Origin of the sequence: Anoxybacillus ayderensis (assembly GCF_013761015.1) — a bacterium.
Lineage (GTDB): Bacteria > Bacillota > Bacilli > Bacillales > Anoxybacillaceae > Anoxybacillus > Anoxybacillus ayderensis.
Genome location: NZ_JACDUV010000015.1, coordinates 1 through 11,413 on the forward strand (window position 1 = coordinate 1; position 11,413 = coordinate 11,413).

At 43.6% G+C, this 11,413-nt stretch carries 8 protein-coding genes, 10 tRNA genes, 1 rRNA gene and 2 pseudogenes; 19 read left to right on the forward strand and 2 right to left on the reverse strand.

The features are described 5' to 3' along the window. From rrf to glmS, 18 genes are all read left to right on the forward strand, one after another. A 5S ribosomal RNA gene (gene rrf, locus HNR63_RS13630) occupies positions 1-87 on the forward strand; the annotation flags it as partial. Positions 88-102: 15 nt separating this feature from the next. Next, positions 103-177, forward strand: a tRNA-Asn gene (locus HNR63_RS13635). A gap of 2 nt (positions 178-179) precedes the next feature. Next, positions 180-252 (forward strand) — tRNA-Thr (locus HNR63_RS13640). 15 nt (positions 253-267) lie between these two features. Next, positions 268-339, forward strand: a tRNA-Glu gene (locus HNR63_RS13645). A gap of 8 nt (positions 340-347) precedes the next feature. Continuing rightward, positions 348-423 (forward strand) — tRNA-Val (locus tag HNR63_RS13650). 3 nt (positions 424-426) lie between these two features. Further along, positions 427-502, forward strand: a tRNA-Thr gene (locus HNR63_RS13655). A gap of 5 nt (positions 503-507) precedes the next feature. Continuing rightward, positions 508-592 (forward strand) — tRNA-Tyr (locus tag HNR63_RS13660). A gap of 17 nt (positions 593-609) precedes the next feature. Continuing rightward, positions 610-684: transfer RNA gene (locus HNR63_RS13665), tRNA-Gln, on the forward strand. Between the two features lie 10 nt (positions 685-694). Beyond that, positions 695-767 (forward strand) — tRNA-Lys (locus HNR63_RS13670). 6 nt (positions 768-773) lie between these two features. After that, positions 774-848 (forward strand) — tRNA-Gly (locus HNR63_RS13675). Between the two features lies 1 nt (position 849). Beyond that, positions 850-922, forward strand: a tRNA-Ala gene (locus HNR63_RS13680). Positions 923-1,060: 138 nt separating this feature from the next. Then, positions 1,061-1,957, forward strand: coding sequence for an arginase (gene rocF, locus HNR63_RS13685; protein WP_009362619.1), 897 nt, complete (start codon positions 1,061-1,063; stop codon positions 1,955-1,957). 122 nt (positions 1,958-2,079) lie between these two features. After that, positions 2,080-2,643: an RNA polymerase sigma factor SigW gene (gene sigW / locus HNR63_RS13690; protein WP_009362620.1), complete on the forward strand. Its 564-nt coding sequence runs from the start codon at positions 2,080-2,082 to the stop codon at positions 2,641-2,643. A gap of 20 nt (positions 2,644-2,663) precedes the next feature. Further along, a complete protein-coding gene (locus HNR63_RS13695; protein WP_042536384.1) occupies positions 2,664-3,278 on the forward strand; it encodes an anti-sigma factor family protein in 615 nt (204 codons plus the stop codon). A 63-nt stretch (positions 3,279-3,341) separates the two neighbouring features. Then, complete coding sequence (gene cdaA / locus HNR63_RS13700; RefSeq protein ID WP_042536385.1) at positions 3,342-4,163, forward strand: diadenylate cyclase CdaA; 822 nt, start codon at positions 3,342-3,344, stop codon at positions 4,161-4,163. Then, positions 4,156-5,388 carry a CdaR family protein gene (locus tag HNR63_RS13705; protein ID WP_181521069.1) on the forward strand — a complete coding sequence of 411 codons (1,233 nt, stop codon included), beginning with the start codon at positions 4,156-4,158 and terminating at the stop codon, positions 5,386-5,388. Before cdaA ends, HNR63_RS13705 begins: the two co-directional genes overlap by 8 nt. 19 nt (positions 5,389-5,407) lie before the next feature. Continuing rightward, positions 5,408-6,754: a phosphoglucosamine mutase gene (gene glmM / locus HNR63_RS13710; RefSeq protein ID WP_181521071.1), complete on the forward strand. Its 1,347-nt coding sequence runs from the start codon at positions 5,408-5,410 to the stop codon at positions 6,752-6,754. Positions 6,755-7,347: 593 nt separating this feature from the next. Further along, positions 7,348-9,150, forward strand: coding sequence for a glutamine--fructose-6-phosphate transaminase (isomerizing) (glmS, locus tag HNR63_RS13715; protein ID WP_181521073.1), 1,803 nt, complete (start codon positions 7,348-7,350; stop codon positions 9,148-9,150). 699 nt (positions 9,151-9,849) lie between these two features. Here glmS and HNR63_RS13980 read toward each other — a convergent pair. Both HNR63_RS13980 and HNR63_RS13985 read right to left on the reverse strand, forming a co-directional pair. Continuing rightward, entirely contained in the window at positions 9,850-10,341 is a 492-nt protein-coding gene (locus HNR63_RS13980; RefSeq protein ID WP_425485179.1) for a transposase, read from the reverse strand. Next, a pseudogene (locus tag HNR63_RS13985) lies at positions 10,227-10,607 on the reverse strand (transposase); the annotation flags it as partial. The pseudogene HNR63_RS13985 and the gene HNR63_RS13980, both read right to left, overlap by 115 nt. A gap of 28 nt (positions 10,608-10,635) precedes the next feature. On the opposite strand from HNR63_RS13985, the pseudogene HNR63_RS13725 reads away from it, so the two are divergent. Further along, positions 10,636-11,139 (forward strand): annotated as a pseudogene (locus tag HNR63_RS13725) (transposase); the annotation flags it as partial. Positions 11,140-11,413: the final 274 nt, after the last annotated feature.

Here is an 11,413-nt window from a genome sequence, read left to right on the forward strand (position 1 = left end):
GTTCCCATCCCGAACACGGAAGTTAAGCTCTCCAGCGCCGATGGTAGTTGGCGGGACACCGCCTGCGAGAGTAGGACGTTGCCGGGCAAGATGATGTATTATTCCGCAGTAGCTCAGTGGTAGAGCACTCGGCTGTTAACCGAGCGGTCGTAGGTTCGAATCCTACCTGCGGAGCCAGTGCTTCCATAGCTCAGTTGGTAGAGCACTTCCATGGTAAGGAAGAGGTCACCGGTTCAAGCCCGGTTGGAAGCTTGTGTGTCGTATGTTGGCCCGTTGGTCAAGTGGTTAAGACACCGCCCTTTCACGGCGGTAACACGGGTTCGAATCCCGTACGGGTCATCTTTTATGGAGGATTAGCTCAGCTGGGAGAGCACTTGCCTTACAAGCAAGGGGTCGGCGGTTCGATCCCGTCATCCTCCACCATATGCCGGCTTAGCTCAATTGGTAGAGCAACTGACTTGTAATCAGTAGGTTGCGGGTTCAAGTCCTGCAGCCGGCACCATCCGCGGAGGGGTAGCGAAGTGGCTAAACGCGGCGGACTGTAAATCCGCTCCCTTTGGGTTCGGCGGTTCGAATCCGTCCCCCTCCACCATGATTGTTTTCAATCGATGGGCTATAGCCAAGCGGTAAGGCAACGGACTTTGACTCCGTGATGCGCTGGTTCGAATCCAGCTAGCCCAGCCATCGATATAACGAGCCATTAGCTCAGTAGGTAGAGCATCTGACTTTTAATCAGAGGGTCGGAGGTTCGAGTCCTCCATGGCTCACTGTTTGCGGAAGTAGTTCAGTGGTAGAACACCACCTTGCCAAGGTGGGGGTCGCGGGTTCGAGTCCCGTCTTCCGCTCCATGGGGCCTTAGCTCAGCTGGGAGAGCGCCTGCTTTGCACGCAGGAGGTCATCGGTTCGATCCCGATAGGCTCCATCTTGTCGAAACCTTAGGGAATACCTAAGGTTTTTTTCTGTTTTCCATAGAATAAATATTCAAAAAGTTGTCGAGTTGAGCCAACTGTTTCTCCTCATGTACAATAAACAACAGATGCAACGAGGGGAGGAGATCAAGATGAACATTTCGATTATTGGAGTGCCAATGGACTTAGGACAAACGCGCCGCGGTGTTGATATGGGGCCAAGCGCCATTCGTTATGCCGGCGTAGTAGAACGTTTAGAAAGCTTAAATCATGATATTGAAGATTTAGGGGATATTCAAATTGGTCGCGCTGAGCGCGTACAAGATGTGACGAATCCAAAATTAAGAAATTTGAAAGCGGTTGCTGAAGCAAATGAAAAACTTGCTTCTGCGGTCGATGAAGTTGTAACAAGAGGTCGTTTTCCGCTTGTACTTGGTGGCGATCATAGTATTGCGATCGGGACGCTTGCAGGAGTAGCTAAACATTATAAAAACTTAGGTGTTATTTGGTATGATGCGCATGGGGATTTGAATACGGAGGAAACGTCGCCTTCTGGAAATATTCACGGTATGCCGCTCGCTGCAAGTTTAGGGCTTGGCCATCCGGCTTTAACGATGATCGGTGGATATAGTCCAAAAGTGAAGCCAGAAAACATTGTAATTATCGGTGCTCGTGCACTTGATGAAGGGGAAAAACAATTAATTAAAGAAAAAGGAATTAAAATATATACGATGCATGAAGTCGATCGTCTGGGCATGACAAAAGTGATGGAAGAGACAATCGCTTATTTAAAAGAGCGGACAGACGGTGTCCACTTGTCTCTTGACTTAGATGGTCTCGATCCACATGATGCACCGGGAGTTGGAACACCGGTAATTGGTGGACTGACATATCGTGAAAGCCATTTAGCGATGGAAATGTTAGCTGAAGCGCAAATCATCACTTCAGCGGAATTTGTTGAAGTCAATCCGATTTTAGATGAGCGGAATAAAACAGCTGCAACCGCTGTTGCTTTAATGGGATCATTGTTTGGTGAGAAGCTTGTATGAGAGGTGGCATGATGCCCCTCTCCATTTTTTTTAAAAATATTAACATATTCGTTGCGATTTATGGAACTTTGCTTTATGTTATTCGTATAAAATAGTAGCCCCCATGCGGAGGTAAATATGGAATGGACATGTTTATTAAACAACGCATTAAAGCGATTAAAAAAGGAGATCAAAGCGCGTTTGCGGATATCGTCGAAATGTACAAAGATAAAATTTATCAACTGTGCTATCGCATGTTAGGAAATCGTCATGAAGCAGAAGATGCTGCACAAGAAGCGTTTATTCGGGCGTATGTCAACATTCATACATACGATCCGACAATGAAGTTTTCTTCTTGGTTATATCGCATTGCGACGAATTTATCGATTGATCGCATGCGTAAAAAAAAGCCCGATGTTTATTTAGATGCAGAAGTATCAGGGACAGATGGGTTAACGATGTACTCGCAGCTCGCAGATGAAGGAGCTTCTCCGGAAGATGCGTTAGAAAGCTTAGAGCTACAACAAATGGTACAAGAAGCGATTTTAAAGCTACCAGAAAAATATCGCACGGTCATCGTCTTAAAATATATTGACGAGCTATCACTACAAGAAATTAGTGACATTTTAAATTTGCCAATTGGTACAGTGAAAACGCGTATTCATCGTGGTCGTGAAGCATTGCGTAAACATTTAGGCCATTTATGATGAAAAAAGGAGTGAGACAGATGCCATGCTCTGAAAAAATCGTTCAATGGATGCATGATTACTTAGACGGAGACATTCAAAAAGAAGAAGAGCAACGATTGCGCAGCCATATTCAACAATGTGAAGCATGTCGAGAGCATTTTTATGCATTGGAAAAAACGGTGGCGTTTGTCGAAAATGTTTCCCACTTCACCCCTTCAGACGATTTTGTTAAAAAAGTGATGTATAATTTACCTCGTGAAAAACGGCGTGTGCGTTGGAAACGATGGTTTACTCATCATCCGTTTCTGACTGCCGCCTCGCTGTTCTTTTTGCTAAGCACGAGCAGCTTATGGGCAGTTTGGCAAGAGGATAATGAATTTTCGTTTTCTAAACAAGAACATTTAATTGTTCAAAATCATACGGTCATCGTACCAGAAGGGAAAGTTGTCGAAGGCGATATTGTTGTCCGAAACGGCGATATTAAAATTGAAGGAGAAGTGCACGGCAATGTGACTGTCATTAACGGCCATAAATATTTAGCTTCTGCTGGCGAAGTTACCGGACAAATTGAAGAAGTTAATGAAGTATTTGATTGGATTTGGTATAATGTAAAAAGAGTCGGTTACAATATCGCCAAAACATTAACGAAATAGCCATCCATATTGATGGCTTTTTTACATGTGAGAGCAATTAGAATGAGTGAAGGAAGTGTAAGAATGCCATTTGGAGAGCTCCCGACATTTGTAAATTACCTCATTAAGTTTGTAGACATTCTTGTTGTCTGGTTCGTTATTTATAAACTTATTATGGTTGTGCGTGGTACGAAGGCTGTGCAACTGCTTAAAGGAATTATTGTTATTATTCTTGTCCGAATTGTAAGTAGCTTTATCGGATTAAGCACGTTGCAATGGTTGATGGATCAAGCGATCACATGGGGTTTTTTAGCCATTATTATCATTTTTCAACCTGAGCTACGCCGGGCGCTCGAACAGCTCGGAAGGGGCAAATTGTTTTCGCGAAGCACAACGCCTGAAGAGGAAGAACAAACGCATATGATCGAAGCGATTGTAAAAGCAACAGAGTATATGGCAAAACGGCGAATTGGAGCTCTTATTTCTATTGAAAGAGAAACGGGAATGGGCGATTATATTGAAACTGGAATTCCTTTACAAGCACATGTTTCATCAGAACTACTGATTAATATTTTTATTCCGAATACCCCGCTTCACGATGGGGCTGTCATTATTCAAAAAAATCAAATTGCTGCGGCATCTTGCTATTTACCGCTGTCGGAAAGCCCGTTTATTTCTAAAGAGCTTGGCACAAGGCATCGCGCTGCATTAGGTATTAGTGAAGTGACAGACAGCATTACCGTCGTTGTGTCCGAGGAAACGGGAGCGGTTTCTGTTACGAAAAATGGGGAGCTTTACCGCGACTTAAAGTTAGATGTATTGCGAGAATTGCTGACGAAAGAGCTCGTTCAACCGAAGACAACTTCCTCATCTCGTTGGCAGTGGAGGGCGAAAAAAAGTGGATAAATGGATGAATAGCCCATGGTTTATACGCATTTTTTCTTTATTGCTGGCGCTTATGATTTACGTTTCGGTAAATATTGAAACACAATCAAATAGCACGTCACGAAATACGGTCGGTCAAACCGATGTCGAAACAGTGACGGACGTTCCCGTCGTCGCATATTACGATCAAGAAAACCTTGTTGTTTCTGGTATCCCACAATCGGTGAATGTCATGCTTGAGGGGCCGAAAAGCATCGTTACGCCAACGAAGCTGCAACGAGATTTTGAAGTATATGTTGATTTATCTAAACTGCCGATTGGTAAGCATACAGTTCCTTTGAAATACCGAAATATTTCTGAAAAGTTACGCGTTACGATTGATCCAGCGACAATTACTGTGACGATTGACGAGCGTGTGTCAAAAGATTTCCCGGTCGAAGTTGATTTCATTAATAAATCACAAATTGCAGACGGGTATTCACCGGAGCAGCCAATTGTGAAGCCAAATATTGTGAAAGTGACAGGGGCAAAAACGTTAATTGAAAAAGTTGCGTTAGTAAAGGCACGTGTTGACTTAAAAGGAGTCGAAGAAACGATTGAGCGAGAATCAAAAGTGACGGTGTATGATAAAGAAGGAAATGTGTTGCCTCTTGATGTTGAGCCGTCTATCGTGGACATTACCGTGCCAATTAAAAGCCCAAGCAAAACTGTCCCATTAAAAATTGATCGAAAAGGAACGCTACGAGAAGGATTAAGCATTAGTAAAATGGAAGTGATTCCGAGCGAAGTAACGATTTTTGGACAAAAAGCAAAAATTGACGACATCGAATTTATTAGCGGCATTGAAGTCGATTTAAGCGATATTACAGGCAATACAACTTTACAAGTCGATGTACCTGTACCAAAAGGAGTGAAAGCTGTAGATCCAGCAAAAGTTACAATTTTAATTGAAGTGGAGCAAGAAAAAGAGAGAACGTTTGATCAAGTTCCAATTGAAATCATTGGACTAAACGACGCATACAAGGCTGAATTTATCGATCCTGCTGATCAAAATATTACGCTAACGGCTTTAGGGGCTCAACGTGTACTGAATGATATTCAATTGAAAGATATTAAGGTATACTTAAATGTTAGTGAATTAGGCATTGGAGAACATAACGTTCCAATTGAAGTCAATGGACCTCAAAACGTTCGATGGAGACTACCACAAAAAGAAGCAACGATTCGTATTGCAAGAAATGAGTAACTATAAAAGGAGCGATAGCATGGGTAAGTATTTCGGAACAGACGGTGTGCGAGGGATTGCCAATAGCGAATTAACGCCAGAATTAGCTTTTAAAATCGGCCGTTTTGGTGGCTACGTATTAACAAAAGATAAAGAACGTCCAAAAGTGTTAATCGGGCGCGATACGCGCATTTCTGGTCATATGCTTGAAGGAGCGCTAGTGGCAGGACTGCTTTCCATCGGGGCAGAAGTGATGCGCCTCGGTGTTATTTCTACACCGGGTGTCGCATATTTGACAAAAGCGTTAGGCGCACAAGCAGGGGTGATGATTTCTGCTTCGCATAACCCTGTCCAAGATAACGGAATTAAGTTTTTTGGACCAGACGGTTTTAAACTTTCTGACGAACAAGAGTTAGAGATTGAAGCGCTTCTCGATAGTGAACAAGATACGTTGCCGCGCCCGATCGGGAAAGATTTAGGGCAAGTAAACGACTATTTTGAAGGCGGACAAAAATATTTACAATATTTAAAGCAAACGGTGGACGAAGATTTTTCAGGCATTCACGTTGCACTTGACTGTGCGCACGGTGCAACGTCGTCATTAGCGACGCATTTATTTGCTGATTTAGATGCCGATGTGTCTACGATGGGCGCATCTCCAAACGGATTAAACATTAACGAAGGTGTCGGTTCGACGCATCCAGAGGCGTTGGCTGCGTTTGTGAAGGAAAAAGGGGCCGATGTAGGTTTAGCGTTCGATGGCGATGGCGACCGATTAATTGCGGTTGATGAAAACGGTCAAATCGTTGATGGCGATCAAATTATGTACATTTGCGCAAAATATTTACACGAACAAGGTCGCTTGAAACATCAAACGGTCGTCTCAACCGTCATGAGCAACCTTGGTTTTTATAAAGCGCTTGAAGCACAAGGAATCAAAAGCGTACAAACAGCAGTTGGCGATCGTTACGTCGTCGAAGAAATGAAAAAGAACGGCTACAATTTAGGTGGAGAACAATCGGGGCATATTATTTTCCTCGATTACAATACGACAGGTGACGGGTTACTGACGGCGTTACAGCTTGTCAACATTATGAAAGTGACGAAAAAGCCGCTTTCTGAGCTAGCGGGGGAAATGAAAAAATATCCACAAAAACTAGTGAACGTAAAAGTCACAGATAAACATGAAGCGATCGCAAGCGAAGAGGTGCAGCGTGTCATTCGCGAAGTAGAAGAAGAGATGGCTGGAAACGGTCGCATTCTCGTTCGCCCGTCTGGTACGGAGCCGCTCGTTCGCGTGATGGCAGAAGCGCCAACAAATGAACTTTGCGATCAATACGTCGAGCGCATTGCGTCTGTTATTCGTGAACGCTTTGGCGCACAATAATTGTTTCGGTAAACGATATGCATAAATGGAACGGTTTATTCCATTTATGCATATTTTGTTTAAAGATAAGAAATAAAATTTGAGGTATATGTCTAGCTCCAAGCGCCATCGGCTCGAGTCGCTCCGCCCCACACTGCGGCGGCGACACATTGAGACACTTCAGTGATTTTACCCACGCAGAACCAAGCGACCGCTTGGTTCGAGCTCTCCTCGGTGGGGCTTGTGCGCTCTTCGCCGATAGGCGGGCGCTTTGCGCTTTTCTTATACAGGGGTAAGCGATACGCGTTGACGTTTGCCTCTTTGTTGTTGTAAACTATTGTTGTTTGACATCTTACATGAAAGGAGGATAGCGGAAAATACCTGTATAAAAGCGCCTGGACTAAGCTTTGGACGGGAAAAAAGCTTAGTTGACGAGGAGGAGGTTTATCGAGTGTTCGGCGGATGCCTCCCGGCTGATGCGATGACAGCCGCAAGTTCTTTCTTAAAACAAAGAGGCGACTCTTTGCACAAAGGAAAGAACGTTCATCGCCATTTCATCAATTATTTAAGGGGCAAGAGCCCCTTCTTGCCCCTATGATTAGGGAGGACTTGTTATGTGCGGAATCGTTGGTTATATTGGTGAACAACCATCAAAAGAAATTTTATTGTACGGATTAGAAAAGTTAGAGTATCGTGGATATGACTCTGCAGGGATTGCGTTATTGAACGACACAGGTGTCCATGTGTTTAAAGAAAAAGGTCGGATTGCTGACTTGCGTGCGATTGTCGCAGAAGATGTAGACGCACCGCTTGGCATCGGTCATACACGTTGGGCGACACATGGCGTGCCAAACCGCGTGAATGCCCATCCACACCAAAGTGCATCAGGTCGCTTTACGCTTGTGCACAATGGGGTAATTGAAAACTACGAGTTGTTAAAACGTGATTATTTAGCGCACGTGTCGTTTCAAAGTGATACAGATACAGAAGTCATTGTTCAGTTAATTGAAACGTTCGTAAACGAAGGATTATCGGTAGAAGAAGCGTTTCGCAAGGCGCTTTCGTTATTGAAAGGTTCATATGCGATTGCTTTAATTGATGCAGAAAATGACGGCGTTATTTATGCGGCGAAAAACAAAAGCCCGCTTTTAGCTGGATTAGGCGAAGGATTTAATGTTGTCGCCAGCGATGCATTAGCGATGTTACAAGTGACAAATGAATATGTCGAGCTCATGGATAAAGAAATCGTCATTGTCACAAAAGAAAGTGTGACAATTAAAAAGTTAAATGGTGAAGTAGTAGAGCGTGCACCATATGTAGCGGAATTGGATGCAAGCGACATTGAAAAAGGAACATATCCTTACTACATGTTAAAAGAAATTGACGAACAACCGCTTGTCATTCGCCGTTTAATTGAAAAATATCGCAACGACCAAGGCGAGCTAGCGATTGACGAAGAAATCGTGCAAGCGGTAAATGAAGCCGATCGTTTATATATCGTCGCATGCGGCACGAGCTATCATGCTGGTTTAGTCGGCAAACAATTGATCGAAAACTGGGCGAAAATCCCTGTTGAAGTGCATATCGCAAGCGAGTTTTCTTACAACATGCCGCTTTTATCGGAAAAACCGTTATTTATTTATATTTCGCAAAGCGGAGAAACAGCGGACAGCCGTGCAGTGCTTGTACGTACGAAAGAACTTGGCCATAAATCGTTAACGATTACGAACGTGCCGGGTTCAACATTATCGCGCGAAGCAGACTATACGCTTCTTCTTCATGCTGGACCAGAAATTGCTGTTGCATCAACGAAAGCATATACAGCACAAATTGCAGTGCTTGCGATGTTAGCTGCGGTTGCCGCAAAAGCAAAAGGCATCGAGTTGAATGTTGATGTAACAAAAGAACTTGGCATTGTTGCGAATGCGATGGAAACACTTTGCGACGCAAAACACGAAATGGAACAAATTGCGCGCGAGTATTTAGCGACAACACGCAACTGCTTCTTCATCGGTCGCGCCGTTGACTATTATGTCGTATTAGAAGCCGCATTAAAGTTAAAAGAAATTTCTTACATTCAAGCAGAAGGCTTTGCAGGTGGAGAATTGAAGCACGGCACGATCGCTTTAATTGAAAATGGCACACCAGTGATTGCCCTAGCGACACAAGAACATGTCAACTTAAGCATTCGCGGGAACGTCAAAGAAGTTGTCGCTCGCGGTGCCAATCCGTGCATCATCTCGATGAAAGGATTAGACATGGAAGGCGACCGTTTCGTCATCCCAGCCGTTCATCCGATGCTCACACCGCTTGCGTCTGTCGTGCCATTGCAATTAATTGCTTACTATGCAGCATTACACCGTGGCTGCGACGTCGACAAACCGCGCAACTTAGCGAAGTCCGTAACGGTGGAGTAAAGCGTAGACATGTATGATTGAGTGATAAAAAACACACGTCATAGATTACAATGTATGTAATCGGACGTGTGTTTTTTCATGTTTCAGTAACTGGATGGGAAGAGGGATTCGTATGCCCTTTTTTAATTGTTATAATGGAAAATATGGATATATTAAAATGTAAGAGGAATCGGCAGAGGAGCATAGGAAGAAAATGATCGAATGGTACCATTTCTTTTGAAAAAAGCCAACATCGCAAAAAGCTCTTTGAATCAAAATATCTGGTAAATCGATAAGTTCTTTGATAAACTGAGAGTACATGGGAATTTTCCTCCAATGGTTTGGTTTGGTCACCTTTACCATACAGGAAAATTCGCATTTTTTGTACCCTCTATTTTCCCTATGCATACCTATCTTAAAATCTCAAGTACAACTTGTGGTGAAGAGCCAAACATAAAGAAATTAACCTTGAACATGTTCCATCTTTTAAAGAGGGGGTAAAATTAGTAAAGCTAGATAATAACAAAGTTGAAAATGATTTATATTACTGTAGATGAGCAATTTTCGTAACAATAATTACCATAAAAAAACAAACAGGGTACCCCTTATGCCACATGAAGCTGTTTTTTCAAGGTATCAATGGGAATATTTTGTTTCGCTGCACGGTAAATGAACTCCACGAGGCTATGTCCCTTTCGCTTGCGCAGGAGATCGAGCCCATCAGAAAAATCGCTGTTCGATTCGAATAGGCTGTACACATAAACAAGCTGCACCAAGATCCCAGTAGCGTTTCACCGCTCGAACCTGACGAACACGGTATCCATCGAGTTTCAGCTGGTCTTTCGCTTGTCGAAAAAAGTATTCGATCGACCAACGCTTAGCATAGTAGCGCAAGATCTCTTCATCGCTTAGCCCTCGGTCGGTGCTCAAGACGCAGTGAAGATGTTCGGGTGTCATCGGCTGATCGGCTTTCAAACAAGCAGCACCGCCACATGATCGAGACCGTTGAGCGCTCCTTCGTAACGATAGACGCGATAGCGATCTTCTCCCACCGTGACGAGGTGAGTGTCGTCTAGTTCGATCGAGCGAGCCAACTGCTTCGCTTGGACGGCAACGCCGTTCGGATAGAGAATCCGGTTCGTTTTGAGCATGGCGATGACGTGGAATCCTTTTTTCAAGCAGGCTTCCACGAGCGCTTTCGATGGATACCATGAATCCATCAGCACATAAACGGGACGACGTACATCCAACCAAGAAAGCATCTCGATCGCCAGTTCCCCTTTGCTTTTCCCCGCTGTCTTGTCGTAGAGACGAAAGGCAAAGGGAAATGCCTGGGTCATCGTATGAACCATGAGCCAAACGAGAGAATGTCCCCAAATCGATTTTTTCTCTGAGTGAGAATAGTGCCAATCACATCCCTGAATAGCGTGCGTCGCCTGTGACGAAGGCTTCGTTTTTTGGCAAATCGTATCATCGATCGAAACAAAAAGGGGTTGATTCTCCTATAACCAAGTGTTATCTTATTCAACAACGAATCGGGAAGGCTATTGGGAATATAAATCAAATCCATCTGTGTGCAAGACGTGTCCTTATCTAGAAAAATGCACAGAAAGCAAAAGCCACACGAAAGTGGTCACACGCCATGTTTGGCAAGATTACTACGAAGAAGCCGAGCACTTACGATATGTGTCGGAGCATCGAGAATCGTATGAGCGGAGAAAAGAGACAATCGAACGAAATTTTGCAGATTTGAAAGAGAAGCATGGTCTGCGCTGGACGAATTACCGTGGATTGGAAAGAAACCAGATGCAGGCGATGCTTGTTTGTGCTGCGATGAATTTAAAGAAATTAGCAAACTGCCTATGGAGAATGGGCATCTCCCCTCTTTTTCACTTATGTATGTCGTTATTTTCGTCGGTTCATCGAGAGAAACAAATATCGAAATGGAACAAAATGGTTGTAAGACAACTGTCTTACAACCATTTTGTCAACAGTCTGAAACGGCTGTAAAAGCCGTCTGTCTGTGTACTCGTTATTTATCTTTCTCGCTATCCTTAAGATAGATTTTTACTGTTATTTTTTTGGTTGTTTTTCCATGTAATAATAAGCGAATCCTGCGCTTACTAAACCAACTATTCCAAGTACACTCACGATTATTTGTATCATATATCCACCTCCCTCTAGAAATGGGTATTGTCAAAAGTTTTAAAGACATACCCTAAGTTTTTGCTGATTTTATGCGGTTCTCGACAAAAAAAGCTTGCCACCCCTGCTGTTTTTGGTA